Here is a 24260-nt window from a genome sequence, read left to right as displayed (position 1 = left end):
GGACGTAGGCGTGCGCGTTCTAGCAGCTCAGCGGCTCTGGGGCAGAGATATATGATGCTTTGCAAGATGCGGATTGGTCGCCAGCCCGCATGACGTGTGGTCCCCACATGGTCCCTGTCTTGTCGACCTGGTCGGGCGTCTGCTTGTAACGCCGCGATGAGAGGTGGACCCAGCAGTATGAATGATTACAAATGAACCGTGGCGAGAACCTAATTCGGCCCGAAGTCATACCTCTGTATGTGAATCCTTGGATTATGGCCATATCGCGATGTCTTGCCTCCCGAACCCTCCCGATACGCCGAGGCTCTCCCGCGCTCGCTGATGGAAGTTATTCAAGGCTTGAACCCAATCCTTTACGCGATCTCCCAATTCCTCCTCACTGAGGGCTTCGCCTACTTCGACGGGACGCACCACACTCCAGAGTGCGCTATTGAGTTGGTGGGCCGCATTGATTACTTCTGCATCTCCCAACAGGATAACCATTTCGAATAGTTCCGAGCGATGCTGCTCGGCTACTCGAAGGGTCTCTAGGTATACGCCGAGCTCCTTGCCGTCGTCGATCCTCCGTTCCATGACAGCTCGCCCCGAGCGCATGGACGCCTTAACAGCCGTTACATAAGAGCCGTAGGCTTCGAGTCTTCGCTGGTCCCAACGTGTTCGTAATTCCCTAGCGAATCGAGCGTTTTCTGATAATCGTGAAAAAACATAAGAAGCTACCGCCCCCGTAATCACTGCGCCGATGGTCACCAGCTGACCAATCAACTCCATGAAATCCGCCCGCCTATCGCAACACATGAGTGCCCCAATCAAAAAGCAGGGAACACTCTCCGTCAAGTCGTCAAGTTGATAGGCCGCCCAGATAGCCCACTGACTCGGCGTAGCTCTACTCGAGACATCGCCACCCCACACCCCCTCGAGCGGGTGCTCGCAACAGGGCCTGAGACGGGATCACCGATGGCCCGCCAACAACCGGTAACATGCATCCGCGTGAGCCCGCCCGGCGCGGCACTGGTGGCTGTTTCAGCTCAGCCCGCCGCCCATGAGCAGAGCTGTACTGTCGGGCGGCGGCCCGCCTCGACTCGTCCGCGCCAGCCGTCCGGCGGTGCTTTTAGCCGGCCGCCGGGAGCGCCAGCGGGAGGCGGCGGCGTTGCCGTGACGGCGGCGCGTGCGGCCCGGCTTCGGGCCGCCTTGAAAGCGTAAGGAAGGTGCGCCCGGGCTGCATACGGTCTCCTTCACTCCGATGGGTTCGCCCATGCCCTATGACCGGCGCTGAATCGCGCCGTGAGGCTTCCTCTATAAGAGCTCCACACCCCGCGTGGGCGGACCGTAGCCTGGCTGGCCTCAGCGAGTGCTCTGCTTGACAAACTGCGTGACGACACCTGCGGACGCCATCGGACGCCCGTGAACGTAGGCGGTCGACTCTTGCAGGTCGCGCGCGAAGGCGGGCCTGAATACGATCACGCAGGAGTTGGCTTACAAGCGAGGGGTCACTGGTTCGAACCCAGTACCGCCCACCTGCGAAAAGAGCCCCGTCTCCCATCAGGGAAAACGGGGCTCGTGCCATTAACGTGCCATTAGCGAACGCAATCGATCTTGTTTAGTGACCACTCGCCTCGGTCGGCAGGACTGTGCGATCTTGCCGTTCATGACGTCGGCGATCTTGTGGTCTGCTTCCGCCGTGCGGTGCTGGTAGATCATCGCGGCGCGCACGCTGTCATGGCCCATGCGTGCCATCAGGTCGCGGAGGGAAGCGCCGGCAGGCGGGACAGGGCACCTTCACCATCCGGTACTCGCTGACCTGGAGTTTCACCGGCGGAGTGTCGAACACCTGCACCCGCTCAGCCACCTGTCCCCTCAGATCGGCCAGTGCTTGGCCGCAGCCGTCACACGCGGCCGGGGCGACGATGGGTGACCTGGTGGGGCTCCGCGCGCCAGGCCAACGCATGGCCCTCGTGCCTGGCCTGACCGCCCCGCGGCTGGGGCGAGCGTTTCTTCGGTTTGCTGGCCCGCTTGGCTCGGGCTGCCGGTCCATCCGAACCGGGCGGCATAGAGGAGTTGGAGGAGTCCATTGCCACGCGCCGTTATGACCCGGCACGACGCGGAGCCAGTCGACGAGCAGACTCGACCTGTGGGCGCCCGTACGACGGGCGCTTTACGGCCTCGAAGGTCCGCCCTTAGAGGCGCCAACCCGAGAAGGACTGGGCGCAGCTCTGGAAGCGTCAATGCCGCTGTGGAAGCAGGATCGCTATTCGCAAATCGCGGCCACGTTGCCGGTGATGCTTCGGGACGCCGATGCGCTGGTGGAGGCGGACCTGTCGGCGCGCCACGTACGAGGCAGACTGCTGCACCTCGTCGGCTGGCTGATGACCCAGACCCGGGCAGCACGAGTCGTCAGGAAGGGCACTTTCGGCAGGCTGAAATCACCGCAGCCGTGAAGTTCGGTTATGCAGCAGATGCTCGGTAACGGCCCCGGCCGCGATCAGGGCTGCCGCTCCTAAGGCGATTCCGAAAAGTCGTGCGCGATCAGGCGAAACAAGAGTTCCTGATGCCGGAGTGCTTGCCGGGGCATCTGCTGAAATGGCTGCTGGTCCAGCATCAATAGCTTTGCGGTACTCGTCATCTACGATCTGCACGAACCGCCGTTGCCTACCTCTTGCCTCTCGCTGTCGGATAAGACGTGCAACTTCCCAGTAGCGTCGACCCGCTTCGCCCTGAAACAAGGCAGAAGCCTGGTACTGTAATTCGCTATCGAATATAGTCCCGAGATCGAAATTGATAGACCAAAATGACATCACTAAGTTGATGTATAGGTGTTGTCGTATGTGATCCTGGGTGAACTCTGGTAGAGACGTGGCCCATGCTCTTTGATAGACGGGATCATCTATGGCCATTCGTAACAGTTCCATATGATTGGCGCGGTGCCCCTCCATCCGTGCAATATGCATCTCGCGGGCCTGCATGATCAGAGACCCCACAACGCCGAGTAAGGCCAGCGCAGTCAATAGAGCTGCTGCCGCGTCGTATGTCTGCCCAACTTCAGCGAGCAGGGGCCAGGAAGTGTCCAAACTTGCCATGCGTTGCAAGAGTAAGGGTGAAAGTGTAACCAGGCCTAAAAGAAGAGCGGCCGTCATGAGCACCAAGGCCCAGATGCCAATCTTTCGTGCCCATCCGTGCCTATTTCGACGCCGCGACTCGTGTGATTGTTTGGAGCGGTCATCTATCCGCTCGGCTTTGTTTGCCATATTTCGCCTCTGTCGTGTTACGGTTGATTGTATGTCGATGTAACAATGCATCCATCGAGAGGCGATGGCAAGCAACATCACATCAGAGGCTGTAGGGGAGGGAGCCGTACCAGTGAACTGGGGCTCCTGTTACGACACTTCGCCTCTCATGCGACTGCTGGCCCCGGTCAAGCTGTCCAGCTAAGCCGCTCTCGCGGTCCTCAACGATCTTTTTGGGACGGGCTACGCCCAGTACTCCTGCCTTTGTCATGCCTCACACCTAGACTGGGGACATGAGCGCCATGCGTGAGGAGCTGCACTATCTCGTGGACCAGTTGCCGGAGTCGGAGCTACGCCCGGCTTTGGAGTTGATTCGCGGCCGTCTGGACGAGCCTGCCCCAGCGGAGCGTGACCTTCCGTTCTTCGCGTCGTTCGAGGCTGAGCCGGACCTCGCCGAACGCCATGAGGAGATCCTGCGCTCCGAGATGGGCCGCTGACGTGCTCCTGTGTGACACCGGCGTCCTTCTCGCTGTCGGCAACGCCAAGGACAAGCACCACCAGGCCTGTCTCAAGCTGCTCCGCCAGGCGGAGGGACCGCTGCTTGTGCCGTCCCCGGTCATGGGAGAAGTCGGCTATCTCCTGGAGTCGCGTGTCGGCCCGTATGCCGAGGTCACGTTCCTGAAGTCGTTCGGTGGCAGCGGCTTCCATGTAGCCGAGTTGGAGGACGAAGACCTCCCTCGCATGGCGGAACTCGTCGAGAGGTACGTCGATCTTCCTCTCGGACTGGTGGACGCCGCCGTTATCGCGATCGCCGAGCGCCTGGGGCTGAGGGAGGTCGCGACAGTCGACCAGCGGCACTTCCGAATCGTGCGCCCACGCCACGTCGAGGCCTTCACACTGCTGCCCGGCTGATCACGCGCCACGTCTGGGTGACTGTCTGGGTGACAATCACCTAGACGAGCCCGGACGGTGGTGGACGACCTTGGACCATGCGCCCAGGTCAGGGCGGGTGTTGGTGCTGGTCCCGCCCCTTCCTGGGTTGACTCACAAGCGAGGGGTCACTGGTTCGAACCCAGTACCGCCCACCAGCGTGAAGAGCCCCGCATTCCGTCAGGGAAAGCGGGGCTCGTGCCGTTGAATCAACGTGCCACTGCCCTTGTATCAGTGCGGAATCTCGGAGCCGTGGGAGGGAGTGGCGCATCTTCGTATGCTTGTGGGGGTGCCGGCTCAGGCGACCTTGACGGAATGAGAGCCGACGCTGATCGTCACCTGAAGGTGTCCTCCCAGGGCGTTCGCGTAGGCGCGAAGGGTTTCTATTTCCATAACCTCAGGATCGCCGTTCTCGATTTGTGAGACACGGGATTGCGAAATGCCCAGGGCGGCGGCAATATCGGCCTGAGTCTTCCCTAGTGCCTTACGCAGTTCCTTCAGATGATGTCCGGCCACGTACGCATCCAGCTCAGCATCGGCTGCGGCCTGCCGGGCAGGATCGGCCAACTCCGGATGGCGGCGGTGCGCCTCCGCCTTGACTTCGCGCCAGCTACGAGCAGGGCTCATCTCGATCTTCCTTCGCCTTGTCTGCGCGGTATTGGGCGTAGCGTTGCTTGGCCAGAGGGATTGCCTCGTGGTACCAGCGCGACCATCGTCCCGCCTTATCTCCGGCTACCAGAAGGATGGCTTCCCTGTCCGGGTCGAAAACGAACACGATCCGGATCTCTGAGCGGCCTCGGGAGCCGGGGCGCAACTCCATCCAGCGCGGAGCCCAGTCCTTCTCGGGTTGGCGCTTCTGCAGGAGAACCATCGAGTCCGTACAGTGCTCGCCGTACCGGCCTCCACTTGTCGAACGTTTTCTCGTCGGCTGGCTCCGCATTGTGCCGGATCATCAGCGAGGTTGTTGGCACCTTGAGGGCCACCGCTATCTTGCGCAGCGTTTCGAGTCGCACGTCCCTCCGGGCGTCCTGCTCAAGCTTGCGGATTAGCGAGGCGGACACGCCGGCAAGGTCGGCGAGGCCCTGCTGAGTCAGGCCTCGGCGCTTCCGGACGCTGCGGATGTGTTCGCCTACGGTGGCCACGCATCCATGCTGAAGACGGCACGCTCAAGCGTCGCGCGATCTCGAATCCTGCCCCTGTGAACAGGGGGAGGAGGGCGCGAGAGCGTCTCAGCCCGCTGGCGCGTCAAGGCCGGGCTTGTCTCCCGTGAACATCGAGGGCGTCGTGGCCGAGGACCAGAGACTCCACGTTCGGCGTCTCCCTGGCTGTTCGTAAACCCAGAGGGCCGTCGAAGGCATCGGTTCGCAGCCGGAAGCGGCTCACGCCGCCGACCTCGAAAGCCCGCAACCGCCATGGCCGATCCGCGAAGTCCTTTTCAGTGAGCGGGTGGGCTAGGACTACGACGGCGGAGGAGCCCTGCAATGTCCCGTGACGGTTGTGTGCGGCCGTGTACTTGGCGAGCCGGAGCTCGCCCTCAGAGGGCAGGTCGAGATCTGACGCCGTGACGAGGCGCGAGTGCTCCGCCTGTGGTGTGGTCATTCCTTCGATCCATGCTTTGGTGGCGTCCGGGAGTTGCTCCTCGCGGAGGATACGACGCAGTTCATCGGCGAACCAGGGCTCAAGGGCGGAGCCACCCTTCTTGATCCAGGTCTCGACCAGGTTATGGAATGCCTTCTCGCGGCGGTCACCTCGGCGGGCGCCTGCGGCCAGGATGTCGGTACCCGCGCCGACGAGTGCGTTGGTGAGTAGCCGGACGGGGATCCGATCGGCGAAGTGGGCGTAGCGGACCATGCGGATCTCCAGCATCACACTGTGCACAGTCCTGGCGGCGACCAGGACCGCGCCCTCTGGCCGTGGCCGCCGTCGCTCAGGTGTGCGGCGGGTTTGTTCCTGACGAGGTGGGGTCCGCTGGTCGGCGGCCCGGCCGGCGGTGGAAAGATGCCAGGCCGGGTCGTCGGGGTACACAGTGCCGGTGGTGGCGCGCAACCTTCCGCTCGCGCCGACGCCGATGACTATCTCCGCTGGCCGGCAATGCAGGGCGATTCTCAGCCGGTCGTTGGAGTCGAAGTGCACGTCGGTGACATCCTCCAGCCGCAGGTTCAACTCAGGTGGATCTGCCGCCTGTAGGCCACCGTCGTAGCGGCGCGGGGCGGCCAGGACGAGTGACCCGGTCAGTCGTGTGCCGACACGTTCGATCAGTAGGGTGCGGACCTCGGCGGCGGCAAAGTCGTAGTCGGTTCCAAGCTCGAGCGCAGCCTCGGCGGTCAGCGGTATGAACGGGGGACTTACCTGCCCTCGGTAGTCCCTGGTGTGGAGAGGCTTCGCTACCGGTGGCGGCAGTAACCGCTCCAGTGAGTGCCCCGCCGCCTCGGCTTGCTCGATCATCCAGCTCCGCTGCTCCGGTCCGAGATCAGCCATCCAGTCGAGGGCAGCGCGGGCACGCCGTTCCCGCCCAATGGAGGTGAAGGCGGTCGCGGCATGGAACAGAGGGAAGGTGTTGTTGTCCCACACGTCGGCGACCCCGTAGATCGCTTGCCGGTCGTACGTCCGCGCGTCTGCTGACGCCTCCGCCATCTGTAGAAGCGACCTGTCCAGCAACGAGCCCAGGGCGCCCAGCGCCGTCCCACTTCTGATCATCTCAGCGAGATATCACGATCGAGGTTCACCGTGCAGCTGTACCTGTGGAGGGCTGGTGCGGCATGGTCTATGGCACGGAGAAGATCACCACCAACGACGACCCTCGGAGCACTATCCGCGCATGGGGATGCGTTGACGCCGCCTCGCGGCTGATCGCAGGCCTGGTCGTCCTGGGTGACTATCCGGGTGACAATCGCCATGGACGAGCCCGGACGGCGGTGGACAACAGTGGACCGTACGCCCAGGTCAGGGCGGGTTCCGGTGCTGGTCCCGCCCATTCCCGGGTTGACTTGCAAGCGAGGGGTCACTGGTTCGCACCCAGTACCGCCCACCAGCGAAAAGAGCCCCGTCTCCCGCCAGGGAAAACGGGGCTCGTGCCAGCAACGTGCCATTAGCGAACGCAATCGATCTTGTTTAGTGACCACTCGCCTTGGTCGGTGGGACCTGTGCGATCTTGCCGTTCATGACGTCGGCGATCTTGTGGTCTGCTTCCGCCGTGCGATGCTGGTAGATCATCGCGGCGCGCACGCTGTCATGGCCCATGCGTGCCATCAGGTCGCGGAGGGAAGCGCCGGCACTGGCCGCGATCGTGTTCCCGGTGTGGCGAAGATGGTGGAAGTGGAGCCCGGGGACGCCGAGCTTCTTGGTCGTCTCACTCCAATTGGCGGCCCGCCGGAAGTCACTGCGCCGCAGGATCCCGCCGTTCGCCCCGGTGAAGACGAGCGCTGTCGGTTCTGGCTCGGTGAACTGGTCAAGGGCGGCGCTGCGCACCGCCTCGCGGCCCTACGCCTGCTCGGCGGCCGGGCATGCGGCCTGGGGCCGGTCCCGGACGCCGGCAGCTAGGGCCGCCCCGGCAGACAGTCGGTGCCCTGTAGTCCCAGGGCTCCTATGGGATTGGACACACGATGTCGGCGGTAGCAGTGAGTGTTCGTGGAACCGTGATCCGGATGACACGCGGACACATCGCGCTCATCGGTTGGACTTCGTACTCTCCCGAAGCAAGCTTGACGGCGTAGTTCCCATCAGCATCTGCGGAAATCTGTGTCACTCGCCTGCCCCTGATGGAGAACGTCAGGTTGACCTTGGCCAGCGGGGTTCTGATGCCAGGCGGCGGACCCCCGGCTACGTAGGCCGTACCGGACATCCTGGTATCCGGCTGAGAGCCCCCAGTCGAGCCATAGCCGCTGCAAGCTGCAGAGGTAAGTAACAGAGCAACCATCAAAAACGTGCTGGTCTTCTTCATCTCACCTAACCATGTATCAAGCTCGCATTCGGAGGTCCGGGACTTCGTACTTCACTCCTGGGCGCGGACAGCAAGGTGACCAAACACGGGATAAGCCGCTGATCAGCGCATCTGGGCTAGCTGATGCGATCAACGGGAACCGGCATTCCTTCCATGGCCTCCAGCACCGCACGCATCCCCAGGGGACGGCTGAGTCGTACGGTTACCTGTCTGCGATATCCCTCGGCCGTGCAGGCGCGTCCGGCTTCCTCTCGACACCGTAATCATGGTCGGCGTCCCCTGGTAACAACAGACTGGGAGCGTGAGTGTCATGCGTGAGGAAGTGCAGCACCGGAGGAATCGGTTGCCGTCCGCTACGGAGCAGGTTCGAGAGCGACTTACCGAGTCCGCCCCGGCGGAGCGTCACCTCCCCTTCATTGCGTCGTTCGAGGCGGAGCCGGACCTTGCCGAGAGGAATGAAGAGATCCTGTGCTCGGACATGGGGTGCTGAAACGGCCCCTACGACACTGATCTTCATCTCGATCTTCGCCAGGCAGTGGGGCGCTCGTGCCGCCCTAGTAGTCGGAGAGTCACCTCCTGGACCTGCACGTCGGTCCGCGTGCGATCACTTCCTCAAGTCCTGTGTTTGCCTGGGCCGCATCGAGTGCCTGTACGTACACTGACGGCATGAGCGCGCAGCCGCAGGAGTTCACCCCCGAAGGTCCTCTTCCGGAGAAGAATCTGCGTGCCATCCGTAGAGCGTTGGTCGTGCCCCAGGACCGAGAGGGGTTCGACGCAGGTCTTGATGTCGTCCTGGCTGAGGTCCGCGCCAGTTTGGACCTCGGTCGGTTGAGCGAGTTCATCCACACCTGGTGGTTGATCGCGTGCGACTCCGTGAAAGATCCGCAGGGCCGCAGAGACGTCTATGAGCGAGCCACCCGTGTCCAGGAACTGGCTGACGCTGGCAGGCCGATCCCCCGCGGCGACAAGCCATGGCGCCAGCTGCTGGCGGAGCGCGGGGTCGAGCGGTAGGTGTACTCGATTGCCGAGCCCGATCCTGTCGCCCAAGAACAGATCGCGGCCCTGCCGGACGATGCCTTGCGGTATCTGGCCGGGGTACTGGACCTGATTGAGCTTGAGCCCTGGGCCGGTGGACCACAGTCGCCAAGCAAGCCCGACGGCAACATGCCTCGGCGTAGTGAGCACTCGCCTTGGTCGGTAGGACCTGTGCGATCTTGCCGTTCATGACGTCGGTGATCTTGTGGTCCGCCTCCGCCGTGCGGTGCTGCTAGATCATCGCGGCGCGCGCGCTGTCATGTCCCATCCGTGCCATCAGGTCGCGGAGGGAAGCGCCGGCACTGTGCCCGATCAGTGGGGATGTCGCTCGTCCGGCTCGGAACAGCGCTTGCCGGTTTCAGCGGTCGTCGTCGGCGAAGCCTGTGCGGTAGGCGAAGACCACGGCTTGGACGCGGTCGCGTAGGTCCAGTTTGGTGAGGATCCGGGAGACGTAGGTTCGGACGGTCTCGAAACTGATCACCAGTTCCGCGGCTATCTCGGCGTTGGAGAGGCCACGGGCGATCAGCCGCAGTACCTCGCGTTCGCGGGGAGCCAGGACGGCCAGCGGATCCTCGTCGGGGGTGGGGACGGCAGGGCGGAGGCGGTCGGCGAAGCGACCTATCAGGGTACGGGTCACGGTGGGGGACAGCAGGGACTCTCCGCGGGCGACGGTGCGGACGCCGTTCACCAGATCCAGTAGAGGGGCGTCCTTCAGAAGGAAGCCGCTGGCTCCGGCACGCAGGGCTTCGTAGACGTACTTGTCCACGTTGAACGTGGTCACCACCAGTACCTTCGGCGGCGCCACGACACCGGGGCCGGCGATGCGCCTCGTCGCCTCGATGCCGTCCATCAGCGGCATGTGGATGTCCATGACCACCACGTCGGGCTTCAGGCTGGTGACCGCCTCGACTGCGGCCGGGCCGTCGGCGGCCACGCCGACCACCGCCATGTCCGGCTGCGCGTCGAACGCCGTCACGTAGCCGGTACGGACGACCTCCTGGTCCTCGCAGATCACGACACGGATGGTCATTTGGTACCGCCTACGGGGATCGACGCGGAGACTCGGAAACCGCCGTCCGGTTGCTCGCCTGCGGACAGCTCGCCGCCCAGCGCGCCTATCCGGTCGCGCAGTCCGGCCAGGCCGCGGCCGCCTGAGAGGCTGCTTCTCGCGCCGACGGAGACCGCGGCGGCGGCGTTCGTCACCTCGACCTCCACGCGGTCCTCCCGGTAGCCGATGCGAACGGTGGTGGGGCGGCCTTCGGCGTACTTGACGGCGTTCGTCAGGCCCTCCTGCACCAGGCGGTACACGGCCAGCCCCACGCCGACCGGGAGCGGGGGCTGGTCGCCGTTCTCCACCAGTTCGATCGGCTGGCCGCCGCTTCGGGTCTGTTCGACCAGGTCTCGCACGCTGCCCACGACGGGCGCGGCCGACTCCCCGGTCGCCTCCAGCACGTCCAGCAGATACCGCAGTTCGGCCAGGGCCCGGCGGCCGGCGCCGCCGATCGTGGACAGTGCCGCGGCCACGCGCTCCGGCGACGTGGCCACGAACTGCGTGGCGTCGGCCTGCACGACGATGGCGGTGACGTGGTGGGTCACCACGTCGTGCAGCTCCCGCGCGATGCGCGCCCGCTCTGCGGCGGCCGCGGCCTCGGTGGCGAGCTGCCGTCGCTCGGCCTCCTGGAGCCGCTGCCCGCGTACGAAGGCGCCGCCCAGCCAGCACGCGGCGAAAAGCAGGTAGAACACCAGGAACTCGCTCTGCAGAACCGGTGAGCCGAGCAGGACCATGGCCACGCACAGCACGACGTACGCGGCCGATGCCACGACGGCGATGACGAACCGGAACCGCTCCTGGTGCGCGCCCACCGAGTACAGCGCGATGTACACCGTCACGGTGCCGAACTGCATCGGGTAGCCGAGCGTCTCGTGAATCACGAAAGCCGTGCCGTTGATCGCCAGACACGCGGCGGGCCATCGGGTACGCACGGCCAGAGGCACCGTCTGGGCCAGGATCAGGACGATCTGGAACGGGTCGGCCGGGCGTCCTGACAGGTTGCCGAACTGGACGCTCATGATCGACAAGGCCGGCACGAACGCCAGCCCGGTGGACACGACGGCCAGCCACCGGTCCCACACCGTGGCGTCGTAGACGCGCCACACCTCCCGCAACCTCCGCGAGCGGTCGCTGACCCAGGTCCCCGACATGGCTCAGAGCCTAGCGATCTCTGATCCCCGAGTTGCCGCGCTTGTCCCTCATGTGAGCTACACGGAATGTCCGCAACGCAGTGATTCGGGACAGCGCCCTCCACTCCTAGCTTTCTCATCAGCGGCCGACAACCACGGTCAACCGCGAAGCAGATCGCGGCACATCGGTAATTCGGAGGACAGCACCATGGGAAACACCATCCGCGTACGCGTCGTCGTGGCCGGCGCCCTGACCGCGGTCGCGGGAGCGGGGGCGGTGATCGGCGGGCAGCCGGCCGGCGCCGAGGCCGTGGCGACCGCCGGTCACGTCCAGACTTCGATCAAGTGGGGTGAGTGCCCGGAACTCGCGCCGGGCGCCAAACGGGACCCCAGGCAAACCTGCGGCACGGTCAAGGTGCCTCTGGACTACCGCCGCCCCGGCGGAGAGACCATCACCGTCGCGGTCTCCAGGATCGCCACCGCCAAGCACGGCAAGAAGCGCGGCGACCTGCTGTTCAACCCGGGTGGTCCGGGACTGCAGGGCCTGGACATGCCCGGCCAGATGGCACTCACGCTCCCGAAGGGGGTGCTGGACTCCTACGACCTGATCGGGTTCGACGCGCGCGGCGTCGGCCACAGCACCCCGATGAGCTGCGGTCTGTCCGGCGACAGCCTTCTCACCATCTTCCCGTACCCTGGCGCCGGCGGCTCGATCAAGGGCAACGTCACCACCGCGCGCGCCGTCGCCCGGCAGTGCGCCACGATCGGTGACAAGCTCCGCTTCTTCAACAGCGCGAACACAGCGCGCGACATGGATCGCATCCGCCAGGCGCTCGGGGCGCGGAAGATCTCCTACTGGGGTCAGTCCTTCGGGACCTACCTCGGCGCGGTCTACGCCTCGCTGTTCCCCCGCAACACCGACCGGATGGTGCTGGAGGGCAACGTCGACCCGGGCAAGGTGTGGGCGAAGATGCTGAACACCTGGAACCAGGGCATGGACGACCGGTTCCCGGACGCCGCCCGCGTGGCCGCGGCGGACGACGCCGACCTCGGGCTGGGCGGCACCGCCGGCGAGGTCACCGACACCTTCCTCGCGCTGGCCGACCGCCTCGACCGGAAGCCGGCCATGATGCCGGGCACACAGGTGGCCATCAGCGGTGCGCTGCTGCGCGGCGTCACGTACCAGATGTTGCAGCGCAACGAGATGCTCGCCCCGCTCACCCACTTCTGGAAGGCGGCGGCCGACCTGTCCGCCGGCAAGGCCCCGGCGGACGCGGACGTCGCCGTGCTCCGGCAGATCCTCGCCGACACCCCGCCTGTGAAGGGCGTGCCGGCGGACAACCAGGCCACCATGGTCCTGGCCATGCTCTGCGGGGACACCAGCTGGTCGCGAGAGGTGGACTCCTACGCCGACGCCACCGCGGCCGCCCGCGCGAAGTACCCGCTGAGCGCGGGCATGCCCAACAACATCCTGCCGTGCGCGTTCTGGTCGCAGAAGCCGATCGAGCCGGTGGTCAAGGTCACCTCGCACGGTTCGCGTAACATCCTGATCCTGCAGAACCGCCGCGACAACGCCACACCGTGGGCCGCGGGCCGGGGAATGCGCAGGGCCCTGGGTGACCGCGCCGGCTTCCTCGGTGTCGAGCACGGCGGCCACTTCGTCTACGGCACCGGCTCGACCTGCGCCGACAAGGCCACCGTCGCGTTTCTGATCAAGGGAACCCTGCCGGCCAAGGGCGTCTCCTGCGACGGCCCCCGGCCCTGACCGTCATGCCGTCAGCGTGCCATTAGGGCAGCTCGGAGGCGGTCGGCGGGGAAGCGGTCCCCCAGGTCGGCCCGCAGGCCAGCGTATCGCCGAGAGTAATCAAAGCGAGGGGTCGCTGGTTCGAACCCAGTACCGCCCACCAGCGTGAAGAGCCCCGCCTTCCTACAGAGGAAAGCGGGGCTGGCGCCATTGAATCGACCTGCCACCCTCTTGACTCGCCGCTACGTACGCATCCAGCTCAGCGTCGGCTGCAGCCTGCGGGCAGGATCGGTCGGCTCCGGATGTCTCAAGGGGACGAGCCTCCAGCGAAGCCGGAGCGCTTCACACGGCGCCCGGATCACGATGGACGCGGTGTGGACGCGACCTGCGCGTGTGACCGATCATGGGACGATGTCGATCCGCACGCATGAGGCCGATTTGTTCGAGAGATCCAGGGGCCGTTTGGAGGCGATCGCCTACCGGCTGCTGGGATCGGCCGGTGACGCGGAGGACGCCGTGCAGGATACGTACCTGCGCTGGCATGCGGCCGACCGGGAACGGATCGAGACACCCGAAGCGTGGCTGACGAAGGTGCTCACCAATATCTGCCTCAACCAGCTCACCTCGGCGCGGGCCAGGCGGGAGACCTACGTGGGGCAGTGGCTTCCTGAGCCGGTGCTGGACGGGGATCGGATGCTCGGTCCCGCCGACACCTTCGAGCAGCGTGAGTCGGTCTCCATGGCGATGCTCACCCTGATGGAGCGGCTGTCCCCCAACGAGCGCGTCGTGTACGTGCTGCGCGAGGCGTTCGGGTACGCGCACCGCGAGATAGCGGAGATTCTGGACCTCACCGAGTCGAACTGCCAGCAGATCTACCGGCGTGCCAGGCAGCATCTGGCTGTCGAACGATCCCGCACGGAGATCGATGCGGTCGCCGCGCGGAAGATCGTCGAGGAGTTTCTCGCCGCGGCCCTCAGCGGCGACACCGAGCCACTGATCCGGCTGCTCGCCGACGACGCGGTCAGCGTGGCCGACGGTGGCGGTAAGGTCGTCGCTCGCAGGACACCGATCATCGGAGCGATGGGCATCGCCCAGTACCTGCGTGGCATGTTCCAGCGGAGCGACTCCAAACGAGCCCTCGTCGGCGGCGATCCCGTTTTCTACGCCGTCGTCGTCAACGGCGGTCCTGCCGTGCTGGTCGAGGTCGGCGAGCAGATCATCGGCGTGGTCTGCCTCGACGCGACCCCCGACGGCCTCGCCTCGATCCACATCCAGGTCAACCCCGACAAACTTCAGCGCATCGCGCGCCAGTGGGCGGCCGCTGGACCTCATCGCCCGCTCCCGACAAGTTGGTGACCTACATCACATGTAGTCCCCGTCAGGGATCGCGCGCCTGTCCGGTTCAGGAGGTGCAAGCAACCAGATAGGAGCGAGCCATGAAGCACCGCATCGTCGTCCTGGGAGCCGGGTACGCCGGAGCCAACGCCGCCGGTCGCCTCGCCAAGCGGCTGCACCGCGACGACGTCGAGATCACCCTGGTCAACGGCGACCCGGAGTTCGTCGAGCGGGTGCGCATGCACCAGCTCGCGAGCGGGCAGGATCTGCGGCCTCGCCCGCTGCGCGACCTCTTCGAGGGCACCGGCGTACAGGTCAGGACCGCGCGGGTCACCGCTGTCGATGTGGAAGGCAAGACCGTCGATCTCGAGGGTGAGACCCTCGCCTATGACACCCTCGTGTACGCCCTGGGCAGCGCCATCGCCGATTACGGCGTCCCCGGTGTCGCAGAGCACGCCTACAACGTGGCCGGGAAGCAGGCCGCTCTCCGGCTGCGGGCGCGCCTGAGCGAGCTGAAGCCCGGTGGGACCGTGCTGATCGTGGGCGGCGGGCTGACCGGCATCGAGGCGGCCACCGAGATCGCCGAAGCCCACCCGGACCTCGAGGTCGCGATCGCCGCCCGCGGCCGCGTCGGCGGCTGGCTCAGCGACAAGGCCCAGCGCCACCTGCGCGGCGCCTTCGACCGGCTCGGCATCACGGTCCACGACCATGCCGACATCACGCGCGTCGAAGCGGACGGCGCGGTGACCGGTGCAAACAGCGAGATCCGGGCCCAGGTGACCGTGTGGACCGCGGGGTTCACCGTGCACCCGATCGCGGCCGCCACCACCCTTGAGGTGTCCGACACGGGCCGGATCATCGTCGACGCCGGCATGCGCTCGGTCTCGCACCCCGATGTGTACGCCGTCGGCGACGCCGCGCTCGCCGAAGGGGCGGGTGGCAAGGCGCTGCGGATGTCCTGCGCCTCGGCGAACCCGATGGCGTGGCTGGCAGCCGACGTCATCGCCGCGCGCTTGACCGGTCGCAAGGTTCCCGAGACCACGATCGGCTACTCCGTCCAGTGCATCAGCCTCGGACGCCGCGATGGAATCATCCAGCGCGTGACCCCCGACGATCAGGTCACCTCCACCGTCTTCACGGGCCGGACCGCCGCCCGCATCAAGGAGATGATCTGCGCTAGCGCGGCCTGGAGCGTCTCCCACCCGACCATGCTGATGCCGAGCCGCCGCCGCCACCTCGCGGTCACCGGCGCAGTGGAGTCCCGACCCCTCACGCGGTCATGACGAAGAGCGTTGCCGGGCGGGCGCGGTTGCCCGCTCGCCCGCCCGCTGCGTACGACCGAGCTGCTTGGCGACCGCGCCGCCCGGTAACTCTCGTATCCGGGTCATCACCAGGCGACGTCCGGGGAGTCGCCCTCGCCGGAGTGCTCATCGGCCTTGATCGGCATCGACGTGGTCGAACCATCCACGAGATCGACTCGAAAGACCCGCCATCGGTGCGCGAAGAGCAGGTATCGGCCGGTTCCATCAAGGCTGAAACGGAGGGTCATCGACGCGTCGGCCGGCAACGTCAACCGCGCGAGGACCCGCGGTTCCCCTCCGCCGTCGACCGGGATGCGCATTACGGCATGACCGGCCGAGTAGATCAGGGCACTGCCATCGGGGGTGTAGGCCACAGCCTCCAGGAGCGGCAGGTCGTCGCCCGGTTTGACAAGGCGGGTGGCGGTCAGCAGATCGGATCCCTGTGAGCCGAGGTCGAGGACGCCGATGCCCCAGCCGCCGACCACCAGTGCGATCCGCCGGCCGTCTGGGGCCCAGGCCAGGCCGGTCACCACGGGCGCTTGCGAGCTCCAGTCGTGGCGCCGGCCGGTGGCGAGATCGACAACGGAGACCTTCACTCCGCCCGGGATGGAGACGGCGTAGGCCAGTCTGGTGGCGTCCGGACTCAGGGCGATGACGTATCCAGCGCCCAGCGCGTCGCTCTGGAGGCCGGGGACGGGTATCGGATCGCTCGGCGATCCGTCCTCAGCGAGGTGGACGCGGAAGAATCGGAGGGGAGAGTCCGGCCCGGTCCATCCGGACAGTACGAAGGTGCGGTTGTCGGGTGCCGCGGCCAGAACCTGCCAGGAGGAGCGCACTCCTGGAGGCAGCGGGATGGCGGCCAGGAACGCGCCGGTCGTGGCGTCGTGCACGGCGGGCCGTACCGGAGTGAAGATCGCCGTCTTGGATTCACCGGGAAAGCGTGCGAGTGGAGCCCTCGCGGTGACGAAGAATCGTGGAGGACCGGCCACCGGCAGGGGCGAAGAGGTCGCCATCGGTGCTGCCAAGGAGGTCGCCATGGGCAGCGGCGTGGGGACGGCTGCGGGGCCTGACGACTGCGCGATTGTGGCGGGCAGAGATGGCCACGCCGTCGGTGGGGACATCGCGGCAGCCGTAGAGGACGCCCAGCCCTGGAGTGAGACCCGCTCGTAGGTGTGATCCCCGCCGTCGTCGCCGCAGGCGCCCGCTAGCGCCAGCACGAGTAAAGCCGCCGTGGTGACGCTTGTGCGTGACAACATGCGTAGATCATCTTGTGGCGCCGGATACGGCGTCAAGGTCCAGGAATCGCATATAGAGCGGGTGAAGCATTGCGATCTGACATCCGGCGTTGTCCAGTCCCATAAGGTGCTTGACGTTTCTGTCCCGGGACATTTCGACTGCTGATCGGGAAATATGATGGACGATTCCCGAAGGTCGCCATGGCCTGGCAGCCGCCCGCCGCGCACCCGCCGCGCCGTACCGAGGCACTGCGCCCGTCGCGACGATCACGTGCCTGGTCTGTAGTGGCGGGGGTGCAACAGTGATTATGGAATGGCCGGGCTTTCATTCACGTCGGGGTTCGTCCGCACGCCGATGCACCCGAAGGTGGTGTGGGAACGTCCGGCCTGGAACTCGGCCTTGCGCAGGAGGTCCTCGATCAATTGGGTGCGGTGGACGACCTCGGCGAGCCGGGCCCCCGGGTCCGGGTCGCCGGTTTTGTCGTGCAAGGCATATCTGGTCGGCAGTGATTTGACTTCGGTACGCACATGGGCGGCTACGGCTACGGCGGCCTCGACGATCTCGCGTAGGAGCTTTCCCGCTTCATGTAGTTCGGAGGGGTTCAGCTCGCGCCCTTCCCGAACGGCCCGAACGAACTCGTCGAAACGCGCCAAGTCTTCTGTCTCCATCGTTGCCTCCCGTATTTCTCGAATCGACAGCCGACTTACAGCTGCTAACGCAATCCGAGTTCGGCATCGGCTGCGGCCTGCCGGGCAGGATCGGCCGGGGCGGCCGGGGCGGCCGGTTCACCGCCGGGTCCGAACAACAGGTTCGGGGGGAATCACCGAGGCCGATGGCCCTTCCTCTTACGGCCGGCCGGTACGGCCCGGCGGCCGGAGCCGTTCTGCGCGGGTTTCTGTGCCTGCCGCCGTGCCGGTTTCTCCGCGGGGGAGGCGGGAGTACGGCCCCGTGAGCTGTTCACCGTCCGGCCACGGACGATGCCGATGAAATCCTCCACCAGATCAGTGGTCGCGTCCGTGGGCCAGGCCAGCGCGACCTGAGACTGCGGCGCGTCCGGCACCGGCCGGTAGGTGAGATCCCTGCGGTGGTGGAGGCGTGCCAGGGACTGCGGAACCAGGAGAAGCCCGGTGCCGGCCGCCACCAGCTCGACCGCGTGCGCCGTTGTGGCCGGGCGGGTGAACGCGGGCAGCCCGGGCCGGGCCGTCCATTCGATGGTGTCGTCCAGAGGATGGAACACCTCGTCGTCGGCGAGGTCGGCGACGGTCACCTCGTCGACGGCGGCCACCGCGTGGTCCTTGGGCACCACGACCACCGTGGTCTCCACGTAGAGAGGAATCACGCTGAGCCCGTCCCGGTCGACCGGCAGCCTGACGAAGCCCGCGTCGGCACCGCCGTTTCGCAGGAGTTCCACCACCTCGGCGGCGGGAACCGCGATCAGGGTAACCGGCACGCCGGGTATCCGCTCGGTCCAGATGTTGACCCATTTCGCGGGTGTGACGCCCGGCACGTACGCCAGCCGGAACGCCCTGCCGGTCTCCCCATCACTCACTTCCTCAGGGTACCGATGTCAGGGGAACACGTTTCGGTTGACTATTCTTGGCAGCATGCCCTCGTCCAAACCGAAGACCACCCAGACGATGAAGCCCGCGACCGCGGCCAAGAAGCTGGGTGTCCTCCTCTCGGCCACTCCCGCCGAGTTCCAGGCGGGTGTCGTCTCCAGGGACGAGCTGAACGAGTTGCAGGCGACGCCGCCCGTGTGGCTCGCCGACCTGCGCCGCAACGGCCCGCACCCCAAGCAGGTCATCGCCGCCAAGCTCAGGATCTCCATCTCCGGCCTCATCAGAGGCGGGATCACCGGACCGCTCACCACCGCTGAGATCGAGGCGCTGAAAGCGGAGAATCCGGAGTGGCTGGAGCGCGAGCGGTCCATCCAGGCCGAGGTTCGCAAAGAAGCACTCCGCCTCAAGCAGCGCGCAGACGGCTGAGATCCCGCACGTCTCCGCCCGGCCGTGGTCAGTGGCCGGGGTGGACGAGGCCGCATTCGTAGGCGAAGACCACGGCCTGGACCCGGTCGCGGAGACCCAGCTTGGCGAGGATGCGGGTGACGTGGGTTTTCACCGTCGGCCCGCTGAGGAAGAGCTCCGCGGCGATCTCCGCGTTGGAGCGGCCTCGGGCGATGAGCCTCAGCACTTCGAGTTCGCGCGGGGTCAGCGTCTCGAGCCCGGCCGGGCGGTCGGAGCCCGGCCGCGGGCGGCGGACGTAGTCCTCGATCATCCGCCGGGTGATCTCCGGTGCCAATAGTGCCTCGCCCGCGGCGACCGTACGGACGGCCCCGGCCAGCTCGCGCGGCGGCGCGCTCTTGAGCAGGAAGCCGCTCGCCCCGGCCCGCAGCGCCTGGTAAACGTACTCATCCTCGTCGAATGTCGTGAGCATGAGGACGCGCGCCCGGCAGGCGCCGCCGTTCAGCAGGTGGCGTGTCGCCTCGATGCCGTCCAGGCGCGGCATGCGGATGTCCATGAGGATGACGTCGGGCCGCAGCACCGACCCCCGCTCGACGGCCTCGAGGCCGTCGACCGCCTCGCCGACCACCTCGATGTCGTCCTGACCCTCGAGAATCGAGCGGAAACCGCCGCGTACGAGGGCTTGGTCGTCGGCGAGCAGGACCCTGATCATCGCTGGCCCGCCTCCAGCGGCAACCGCGCCGTCACGGTGAAGCCGCCGCCGGGCGTGCCCGCCGTCTCGAGCGAGCCACCGTAGAGCCCGACCCGTTCACGCATCCCGATCAGGCCGTGCCCGACGCGGCCGGTGTCGGCTTCGCCCGCTCCGCCTGTTCGCCCGGTGTCGCGGACGCTCACCCGTACGGACCGGTCGTCGTAGTGCAATTTGACATACGCGCTGGTCGGAGCGGCGTGTTTCAGCACGTTGGTGAGCGCCTCCTGCACGATCCGGTAGACGGTCAGGTCCACGCCGGGTGGGAGCGGGCGGCCCGGACCCTCCACGGTGAGCTCGACCGGCAGGCCGATCGCGGCCATGTGGCCGACCAGTTCGGCCAGGTCGGCCGTGCCCGGCTGCGGCTTGAGCGCGAGCTGGGCGCGTTCCCCGCGCAGCAGGCCGAGCATGCGCCCGAGCTCGCCGACGGCCTGCCGTCCGGTTTCCTGGATGGCGCGCAGCGGTGCTCGCGCCTTCTGCGGGTCGCGGTCGAGCAGGTCCTCGGCGGCGCCCGCCTGGACCACCATGACGCTGACGCAGTGGGCCACGATGTCGTGCAGCTCGCGCGCGATGCGGGCGCGCTCGTCGGCGAGTGCGACCCGGATCGCCTCCTCGCGCTCGGCCTCAAGCCGCCGGGCCCGGGCGCGGTCGTCGGAGTGGCTGCGGGCGCGGGCACGCAGCACCCGGCCGGCGACGAAGCACACCGCCAGCGGCACCGCGACGAACGGGATGTTGCCGACGGTGCCGGACTCCGGGTTGCGCAGGAACACGACGACCAGGCCGGCGCAGACGGCCGCCACGCCGATGAAGGCCCGCGCCGCCTCACTGTGCCGGGCCACCGAGTAGGCGGCCACCAGGATGGGCAGGAGATCGCCCCACAGCGTGACCGTCAGCGGCGTCGCCAGCATCGGCACGGCGATCGCGACCGCGAGGATCACGGCAGTGGCGAGCGGCGCCACCCGGCGCAACGCCAGGGTCGAGGTCGCCACCAGCGTGCTGGCGACCACGGCCGGCATCGGGCCGTACGGCGTCGAGTTGTCGAGATGGAACGCGAGGTCGGCCTGGGCGAAGCCGGTGATCGCAAGGGCGAGCAGCACGTCGGGGAGCAGCCCGGCCGGTCTGTGCCGCAGCCACGCACGCGCCGGCGACTCCACCCGGGCCCGGGCCGGGTTCGTCACGTCCATCACACCCGCAAGTTACCCGCGGGCGCGCTCGCGTGGCGTCATCCGCAGGTCGCATTTCCGGCGCCGCGGTTCGCGACCGAGGGATGAACCGGTGCCGACCGCGGCACGACGACGCCGCGGGCACGCGGGGCCGACGCTGAGGACGCGCCGCCGACGGACGGCATCGCACAGCGCCCGGCGCTGCGAATCATGGAGGAGACCATGACCATGACCGTGAACGTGAGACGCCTCGCCGGATGGGCGCTCATCGTCGGCACGATCGTCGCGGCGGTCGGCTACCTCGCCGCCAACCTGCTCGCGCCGGGCAGCGGCGAGGAGGTGTTCCGCTACCGGAACTGGCCGCTGTTCGAGGGGATCGCGCTGGCCGGGGACGTCGTCATCGCGCTGGGGCTGCCGGTGATCCTGACCTTCGCCGGGCGTGCGCCGAAGCTGCACATCGTCGGCTACGCCGGGGTATTCGCCGCGCTGGTGATGCTCAACGTCGGGGAAGGCACCACCGAGGCGTTCGTCAAGCCGTATCTGGCCGGCCACGGCGGCATCCCCGCACAGGAACCGCCGGGCTTCGCGATCTTCGAGGGTGTCGCGCTCCTGGCGCTGGTCGCCGGCTCGATCTGCCTCGGCATCGCTGTGCTGAAAGCGCGGACGCTGCCGTGGTGGATCGGGGTCGCGTTGATCGTCTCGTGCATCCTCGGCGCTCTCGGGCTGCCCGGGGCCTGGTTCCTGGTGCCCGACGGCGTCTTCCTCGCGGCGCTGTTCGCCGTCGGCGTCTTCGCCGTGCGGGGGCGGCCGGACCGTACCCCCGCGACGGTTCAGGCGAGGATCTCTACGTACCCGTCGGTGCCGTGAACGCGGATCCGCTGCCCGTCCCGGATCAGCCGGGTGGCCCGCTCCACACCCACGACGGCCGGCAGGCCGTACTCCCGCGCGATCACCGCCCCGTGGGTCATGAGGCCGCCCACCTCCGTCACCAGTCCGGCGACGGCGACGAACAGCGGGGTCCAGCTGGGGTCGGTGTAGGCGGTGACCAGGATGTCGCCCGCCTCGAGGTCGGCCTGAGCCATGTCCGTGATGACACGGGCACGACCCTCGACGGTCCCGGCCGAGACCGGGAGCCCCACCAGCGCGCCGGCCGGGGCGTCGTCACGCCGATACCGGCCGGTGATGGTCTCGCCGTCCGACGTGAGGACCCGGGGCGGTGTGAGCGCCTCGTACGACCGGAACGCCTCCCGCCTTTCCAGGATGAGTGCGGCGTCCACGTCGTTGGTGCGCACGACCTCGTGCAACTCCTCGAAGCGGAGGAAGAAGATGTCGTCCGTCTCGCGCAGGACGCCGGACCGGACGAGGCGATCGGCTTCCCGCAGCAACGCCTGCTTGTAGGCGAAGTAGCGGCTGACCATGCCGTACTTGGGGTACTCCCGGTATCCGGCGAAGGTGCGGACGCGGTCGATCATCCGCTTGGTCTCCTCGGCCTTCCGCTCCCCGTCGGGGAGGGCGCGCAACCGCGTCAGCAGCTCCTGCTCTTTCCGCCGCGACTCCTGGAGTCCTTGCTCGAAGCGTCGCCTGCCGGCGCCCGGCTCGAAGTTCCTGATGTTGCCGAGGATGCTGGGAACGAGCGTGGCGGGGTGCTCGCTCCAGCGCGTTCTGGTGATGTCGATCTCGCCCGCGCACCGCATGCCGTACTTGTCGAGATAGCCCCGGATGGCGTCACGTGTGTCCCGCCCGCCGGGCAGCGCGGCCAGCTCGTCCAGGAAGCCGTCACCGTCGCGGCCTTCGTCCACGACGCGCTGCAAGAACGCCACGACGTCCGCGTGCGGCCGGATCGTGTCCGCGACGTCGAGGAGCGCCAGCCCCATCTCCGATGTGACGTTGTGAGGGACGGACTGCGTGAGGGCGTCGGCCGCGTTCTTCTCGCCCAGCCACGTTTCGAGGTGGTCGTTGAGCCACCAGGCCGCCTCCATCCCCGCCATGATCACTTGGGTGCTCCGCGGGTCGAACAGGATGCGCTTCAGCTCCGCGATGTCGGCCAGGATGAAGTCGAGCAACGCCGGCCCGGACAGGTCCTGGATCTCGCGCCGCAGGGTGGCGACGGACGCCTCACTGCGCCGGATCAGCTGCGTGACGACGGCCGGATCGGTCTCGATCGGTGCGGGGGCGTCACCCGCGGGCGCGGGGCCGGATTTCTCGCCGGATTCCTCGTCCGGAAGTGAGCGGAGGAAGTCGCCGCGGTCGACGACGGTCTGCAGCGCGTCCCGGATCAGCGGGTCGGATTTCCCCAGGGTTCCGATCATGTACGCGCGACCCGCGGCGGTCGCCAGGATGGGGGCCACGTCGACGAACAGCCGTCCGCCCGCCTCGTGCATCGGCCGGGGGGTCGTCAGCTGCCACAGGGACAGTCCCAGCGGCTTCATCGCGTCGGTCATCATCTGCTGGTGACCGACGGAGACGTAGAGGTGGTTCTCCTGGTCATCGGTGTGGGGGACGGGGAACAGCGTGGTGATCGGCCGGCTCTGCACGATGTGGAACTCGTCGCCGGCCAGGCACCACTCGATGTCCTGGGGCCGGCCGAAGTGCGCTTCGATCCGCCGTCCCAGCCGCACCAGGCGCACGACCTGGGCGTCCGTCAGAGCCGGCCGCGTCTGCCGCTGCGGCTCGACCGGTGCGTCCTGGGTGCCGCCTCCCGGCGACGCCCGGACGAAGCGCGGTTTGGTGGCGACCGTCGCGGTGACGACCCGGTCGTCGCGCACCGTGTAGACGTCCCCGGAGAGCAGACCGGAGACGAGCGCCTCGCCGAGCCCCCACCCGGCTTCGACCGTGGCGACCTTCCGGTTCGAGGTCACGGGGTCCGCGGTGAACAGGATCCCGGCCGCGTCCGGGAACACCATCCGCTGCACGACCACGGCCATCCGCACCTTCCGGTGGTCGAAGCCGTTACGGCGCCGATAAATCACCGCCCGTTCGGTGAACAGCGAGGCCCAGCATCGCCGCACGTGCCGGAGGATCTCCGCCAGGCCCACGATGTTCAGGTACGAGTCCTGCTGGCCGGCGAAGGACGCGGTCGGCAGGTCCTCGGCCGTGGCACTGGAACGCACCGCGTAGGAGGCGTGCTCCCCGAGCCGGGCGACCGATTCGCCGATCGCCGCCGCGAGATCGCCGGGCATCGCGGCGCCTTCGACGGCGCGGCGGACATCCGCGCTCAGGGTGCGGATCGCCGCGCGGTCGTCCGGTTCCACCCGCGACAGCAGGTCAAGCTGAGCGTCGATCGACGGCACCTCGGCCACGACCCGCTGGAAGGCGTCCGTCGTGACGCAGAAACCGTCCGGCACACGGATGCCGTCGATGCGCGAGAGCTCGCCCAGGTGCACCCCCTTTCCGCCGACGTCCGCGACATTCGTCGAGTCGATCTGCTCGAAACCCATCACGTAGCGCAATCTGCTTGCTCCATCG

The 24260-nt window shown here is 67.2% G+C and carries 25 protein-coding genes and 1 pseudogene; 9 read left to right on the top strand and 17 right to left on the bottom strand.

Annotated elements, in window-relative coordinates; all coding sequences use genetic code 11:
- Nucleotides 1-252: 252 nt before the first annotated feature.
- From ACQPZZ_RS29020 to ACQPZZ_RS29010, 3 genes are all read right to left on the bottom strand, one after another.
- Nucleotides 253-768, bottom strand: coding sequence for a hypothetical protein (locus ACQPZZ_RS29020; protein WP_432924264.1), 516 nt, complete (start codon nt 766-768; stop codon nt 253-255).
- Between the two features lie 946 nt (nt 769-1714).
- Nucleotides 1715-1945, bottom strand: coding sequence for an IS66 family transposase zinc-finger binding domain-containing protein (locus tag ACQPZZ_RS29015; protein ID WP_432924263.1), 231 nt, complete (start codon nt 1943-1945; stop codon nt 1715-1717).
- Nucleotides 1884-2069 carry a DUF6444 domain-containing protein gene (locus ACQPZZ_RS29010; protein WP_432924262.1) on the bottom strand — a complete coding sequence of 62 codons (186 nt, stop codon included), beginning with the start codon at nt 2067-2069 and terminating at the stop codon, nt 1884-1886. The genes ACQPZZ_RS29015 and ACQPZZ_RS29010 overlap by 62 nt, the downstream gene beginning before the upstream one ends.
- A 153-nt stretch (nt 2070-2222) precedes the next feature.
- Between ACQPZZ_RS29010 and ACQPZZ_RS29005 the strand changes: the two genes are divergently transcribed.
- Nucleotides 2223-2435, top strand: coding sequence for a hypothetical protein (locus ACQPZZ_RS29005; protein WP_432924260.1), 213 nt, complete (start codon nt 2223-2225; stop codon nt 2433-2435).
- On the opposite strand, the gene ACQPZZ_RS29000 is transcribed toward ACQPZZ_RS29005, so the two are convergent.
- The gene (locus ACQPZZ_RS29000) at nt 2421-3074 is read right to left on the bottom strand and encodes a DUF6082 family protein (RefSeq protein WP_432924258.1); all 654 of its coding nucleotides are present in this window, start codon (nt 3072-3074) and stop codon (nt 2421-2423) included. The two genes, ACQPZZ_RS29005 and ACQPZZ_RS29000, sit on opposite strands and share 15 nt — an antisense overlap.
- 440 nt (nt 3075-3514) lie before the next feature.
- On the opposite strand from ACQPZZ_RS29000, the gene ACQPZZ_RS28995 reads away from it, so the two are divergent.
- Complete coding sequence (locus ACQPZZ_RS28995; protein ID WP_169979876.1) at nt 3515-3718, top strand: hypothetical protein; 204 nt, start codon at nt 3515-3517, stop codon at nt 3716-3718.
- Between the two features lies 1 nt (nt 3719).
- A complete protein-coding gene (locus ACQPZZ_RS28990) occupies nt 3720-4133 on the top strand; it encodes a type II toxin-antitoxin system VapC family toxin (RefSeq protein WP_432924256.1) in 414 nt (137 codons plus the stop codon).
- A gap of 315 nt (nt 4134-4448) precedes the next feature.
- Here ACQPZZ_RS28990 and ACQPZZ_RS28985 read toward each other — a convergent pair whose 3' ends face one another.
- From ACQPZZ_RS28985 to ACQPZZ_RS28965, 5 genes and pseudogenes are all read right to left on the bottom strand, one after another.
- Nucleotides 4449-4778 (bottom strand): helix-turn-helix domain-containing protein, encoded by a 330-nt coding sequence (locus ACQPZZ_RS28985; RefSeq protein WP_142618018.1) that lies wholly within the window; start codon nt 4776-4778, stop codon nt 4449-4451.
- Nucleotides 4762-4968: pseudogene (locus ACQPZZ_RS28980) on the bottom strand (type II toxin-antitoxin system RelE/ParE family toxin); the annotation flags it as partial. The pseudogene ACQPZZ_RS28980 and the gene ACQPZZ_RS28985, both read right to left, overlap by 17 nt.
- The gene (locus tag ACQPZZ_RS28975; RefSeq protein ID WP_432924254.1) at nt 4874-5293 is read right to left on the bottom strand and encodes a helix-turn-helix domain-containing protein; all 420 of its coding nucleotides are present in this window, start codon (nt 5291-5293) and stop codon (nt 4874-4876) included. The gene ACQPZZ_RS28975 and the pseudogene ACQPZZ_RS28980, both read right to left, overlap by 95 nt.
- Nucleotides 5294-5396: 103 nt before the next feature.
- The gene (locus ACQPZZ_RS28970; protein ID WP_432924252.1) at nt 5397-6848 is read right to left on the bottom strand and encodes a hypothetical protein; all 1452 of its coding nucleotides are present in this window, start codon (nt 6846-6848) and stop codon (nt 5397-5399) included.
- Between the two features lie 414 nt (nt 6849-7262).
- Nucleotides 7263-7619: a tyrosine-type recombinase/integrase gene (locus ACQPZZ_RS28965; protein WP_432924250.1), complete on the bottom strand. Its 357-nt coding sequence runs from the start codon at nt 7617-7619 to the stop codon at nt 7263-7265.
- 1138 nt (nt 7620-8757) lie between these two features.
- Between ACQPZZ_RS28965 and ACQPZZ_RS28960 the strand changes: the two genes are divergently transcribed.
- Nucleotides 8758-9102: a DUF6247 family protein gene (locus ACQPZZ_RS28960; protein ID WP_432924248.1), complete on the top strand. Its 345-nt coding sequence runs from the start codon at nt 8758-8760 to the stop codon at nt 9100-9102.
- 382 nt (nt 9103-9484) lie between these two features.
- Here ACQPZZ_RS28960 and ACQPZZ_RS28955 read toward each other — a convergent pair whose 3' ends face one another.
- Both ACQPZZ_RS28955 and ACQPZZ_RS28950 read right to left on the bottom strand, forming a co-directional pair.
- Nucleotides 9485-10156, bottom strand: a complete 672-nt coding sequence (locus ACQPZZ_RS28955) for a response regulator (protein WP_432924246.1) — start codon at nt 10154-10156, stop codon at nt 9485-9487.
- On the bottom strand, nt 10153-11328 hold the full coding sequence (locus ACQPZZ_RS28950; protein ID WP_432924244.1) for a sensor histidine kinase: 1176 nt from the start codon (nt 11326-11328) through the stop codon (nt 10153-10155). Before ACQPZZ_RS28950 ends, ACQPZZ_RS28955 begins: the two co-directional genes overlap by 4 nt.
- A gap of 187 nt (nt 11329-11515) precedes the next feature.
- Here ACQPZZ_RS28950 and ACQPZZ_RS28945 point away from each other — a divergent pair, with 187 nt between their 5' ends.
- The 3 genes from ACQPZZ_RS28945 (at nt 11516) to ACQPZZ_RS28935 (ending at nt 15669) form a co-directional block, all read left to right on the top strand.
- On the top strand, nt 11516-13072 hold the full coding sequence (locus tag ACQPZZ_RS28945; RefSeq protein ID WP_432924242.1) for an alpha/beta hydrolase: 1557 nt from the start codon (nt 11516-11518) through the stop codon (nt 13070-13072).
- A gap of 390 nt (nt 13073-13462) precedes the next feature.
- Nucleotides 13463-14407, top strand: coding sequence for an RNA polymerase sigma-70 factor (locus ACQPZZ_RS28940; RefSeq protein WP_432924240.1), 945 nt, complete (start codon nt 13463-13465; stop codon nt 14405-14407).
- 80 nt (nt 14408-14487) lie between these two features.
- Complete coding sequence (locus ACQPZZ_RS28935; RefSeq protein ID WP_432924238.1) at nt 14488-15669, top strand: NAD(P)/FAD-dependent oxidoreductase; 1182 nt, start codon at nt 14488-14490, stop codon at nt 15667-15669.
- A 104-nt stretch (nt 15670-15773) separates the two neighbouring features.
- On the opposite strand, the gene ACQPZZ_RS28930 is transcribed toward ACQPZZ_RS28935, so the two are convergent.
- The 3 genes from ACQPZZ_RS28930 to ACQPZZ_RS28920 all read right to left on the bottom strand — a co-directional run bounded on the left by ACQPZZ_RS28930 (nt 15774) and on the right by ACQPZZ_RS28920 (nt 18472).
- Nucleotides 15774-16700: a TolB family protein gene (locus ACQPZZ_RS28930; RefSeq protein ID WP_432924236.1), complete on the bottom strand. Its 927-nt coding sequence runs from the start codon at nt 16698-16700 to the stop codon at nt 15774-15776.
- A 528-nt stretch (nt 16701-17228) separates the two neighbouring features.
- Entirely contained in the window at nt 17229-17591 is a 363-nt protein-coding gene (locus tag ACQPZZ_RS28925; protein WP_432924234.1) for a hypothetical protein, read from the bottom strand.
- A gap of 152 nt (nt 17592-17743) precedes the next feature.
- Nucleotides 17744-18472, bottom strand: a complete 729-nt coding sequence (locus ACQPZZ_RS28920; RefSeq protein ID WP_432924232.1) for a LysR family substrate-binding domain-containing protein — start codon at nt 18470-18472, stop codon at nt 17744-17746.
- 55 nt (nt 18473-18527) lie between these two features.
- On the opposite strand from ACQPZZ_RS28920, the gene ACQPZZ_RS28915 reads away from it, so the two are divergent.
- Nucleotides 18528-18908, top strand: coding sequence for a DUF5997 family protein (locus ACQPZZ_RS28915; RefSeq protein WP_432924230.1), 381 nt, complete (start codon nt 18528-18530; stop codon nt 18906-18908).
- Between the two features lie 28 nt (nt 18909-18936).
- On the opposite strand, the gene ACQPZZ_RS28910 is transcribed toward ACQPZZ_RS28915, so the two are convergent.
- Together ACQPZZ_RS28910 and ACQPZZ_RS28905 are read right to left on the bottom strand one after the other, a co-directional pair.
- Entirely contained in the window at nt 18937-19596 is a 660-nt protein-coding gene (locus ACQPZZ_RS28910; RefSeq protein ID WP_432924228.1) for a response regulator, read from the bottom strand.
- Nucleotides 19593-20816, bottom strand: coding sequence for a sensor histidine kinase (locus ACQPZZ_RS28905; RefSeq protein WP_432934583.1), 1224 nt, complete (start codon nt 20814-20816; stop codon nt 19593-19595). Before ACQPZZ_RS28905 ends, ACQPZZ_RS28910 begins: the two co-directional genes overlap by 4 nt.
- Nucleotides 20817-21017: 201 nt before the next feature.
- Between ACQPZZ_RS28905 and ACQPZZ_RS28900 the strand changes: the two genes are divergently transcribed.
- Entirely contained in the window at nt 21018-21662 is a 645-nt protein-coding gene (locus ACQPZZ_RS28900; RefSeq protein ID WP_432924226.1) for a hypothetical protein, read from the top strand.
- On the opposite strand, the gene rph is transcribed toward ACQPZZ_RS28900, so the two are convergent.
- The gene (gene rph / locus ACQPZZ_RS28895; RefSeq protein WP_432934581.1) at nt 21626-24232 is read right to left on the bottom strand and encodes a rifamycin-inactivating phosphotransferase; all 2607 of its coding nucleotides are present in this window, start codon (nt 24230-24232) and stop codon (nt 21626-21628) included. The genes ACQPZZ_RS28900 and rph overlap by 37 nt on opposite strands.
- Between the last annotated feature and the right edge of the window lie 28 nt (nt 24233-24260).

The sequence above is a fragment of the Microbispora sp. CA-135349 genome (assembly GCF_050947365.1).
Lineage (GTDB): Bacteria > Actinomycetota > Actinomycetes > Streptosporangiales > Streptosporangiaceae > Microbispora.
The sequence above is the reverse complement of the archived record's forward strand: the minus strand, read 5'-3'. Positions and strand labels throughout refer to the sequence as shown.

What these genes read in the sequence shown, in the direction of transcription:
- ACQPZZ_RS29020 (WP_432924264.1), bottom strand. Translation starts at nt 768, where the DNA reads ATGGAGTTGATTGGTCAGCTGGTGACCATCGGCGCAGTGATTACGGGG.
- ACQPZZ_RS29015 (WP_432924263.1), bottom strand. Translation starts at nt 1,945, where the DNA reads ATGCGTTGGCCTGGCGCGCGGAGCCCCACCAGGTCACCCATCGTCGCC.
- ACQPZZ_RS29010 (WP_432924262.1), bottom strand. Translation starts at nt 2,069, where the DNA reads ATGGACTCCTCCAACTCCTCTATGCCGCCCGGTTCGGATGGACCGGCA.
- ACQPZZ_RS29005 (WP_432924260.1), top strand. Translation starts at nt 2,223, where the DNA reads ATGCCGCTGTGGAAGCAGGATCGCTATTCGCAAATCGCGGCCACGTTG.
- ACQPZZ_RS29000 (WP_432924258.1), bottom strand. Translation starts at nt 3,074, where the DNA reads ATGGCAAGTTTGGACACTTCCTGGCCCCTGCTCGCTGAAGTTGGGCAG.
- ACQPZZ_RS28995 (WP_169979876.1), top strand. Translation starts at nt 3,515, where the DNA reads ATGAGCGCCATGCGTGAGGAGCTGCACTATCTCGTGGACCAGTTGCCG.
- ACQPZZ_RS28985 (WP_142618018.1), bottom strand. Translation starts at nt 4,778, where the DNA reads ATGAGCCCTGCTCGTAGCTGGCGCGAAGTCAAGGCGGAGGCGCACCGC.
- ACQPZZ_RS28970 (WP_432924252.1), bottom strand. Translation starts at nt 6,848, where the DNA reads ATGATCAGAAGTGGGACGGCGCTGGGCGCCCTGGGCTCGTTGCTGGAC.
- ACQPZZ_RS28960 (WP_432924248.1), top strand. Translation starts at nt 8,758, where the DNA reads ATGAGCGCGCAGCCGCAGGAGTTCACCCCCGAAGGTCCTCTTCCGGAG.
- ACQPZZ_RS28955 (WP_432924246.1), bottom strand. Translation starts at nt 10,156, where the DNA reads ATGACCATCCGTGTCGTGATCTGCGAGGACCAGGAGGTCGTCCGTACC.
- ACQPZZ_RS28950 (WP_432924244.1), bottom strand. Translation starts at nt 11,328, where the DNA reads ATGTCGGGGACCTGGGTCAGCGACCGCTCGCGGAGGTTGCGGGAGGTG.
- ACQPZZ_RS28945 (WP_432924242.1), top strand. Translation starts at nt 11,516, where the DNA reads ATGGGAAACACCATCCGCGTACGCGTCGTCGTGGCCGGCGCCCTGACC.
- ACQPZZ_RS28940 (WP_432924240.1), top strand. Translation starts at nt 13,463, where the DNA reads ATGTCGATCCGCACGCATGAGGCCGATTTGTTCGAGAGATCCAGGGGC.
- ACQPZZ_RS28935 (WP_432924238.1), top strand. Translation starts at nt 14,488, where the DNA reads ATGAAGCACCGCATCGTCGTCCTGGGAGCCGGGTACGCCGGAGCCAAC.
- ACQPZZ_RS28930 (WP_432924236.1), bottom strand. Translation starts at nt 16,700, where the DNA reads ATGGCGACCTCTTCGCCCCTGCCGGTGGCCGGTCCTCCACGATTCTTC.
- ACQPZZ_RS28925 (WP_432924234.1), bottom strand. Translation starts at nt 17,591, where the DNA reads ATGGAGACAGAAGACTTGGCGCGTTTCGACGAGTTCGTTCGGGCCGTT.
- ACQPZZ_RS28915 (WP_432924230.1), top strand. Translation starts at nt 18,528, where the DNA reads ATGCCCTCGTCCAAACCGAAGACCACCCAGACGATGAAGCCCGCGACC.
- ACQPZZ_RS28910 (WP_432924228.1), bottom strand. Translation starts at nt 19,596, where the DNA reads ATGATCAGGGTCCTGCTCGCCGACGACCAAGCCCTCGTACGCGGCGGT.
- ACQPZZ_RS28905 (WP_432934583.1), bottom strand. Translation starts at nt 20,816, where the DNA reads ATGGACGTGACGAACCCGGCCCGGGCCCGGGTGGAGTCGCCGGCGCGT.
- ACQPZZ_RS28900 (WP_432924226.1), top strand. Translation starts at nt 21,018, where the DNA reads ATGACCATGACCGTGAACGTGAGACGCCTCGCCGGATGGGCGCTCATC.
- rph (WP_432934581.1), bottom strand. Translation starts at nt 24,232, where the DNA reads ATGGGTTTCGAGCAGATCGACTCGACGAATGTCGCGGACGTCGGCGGA.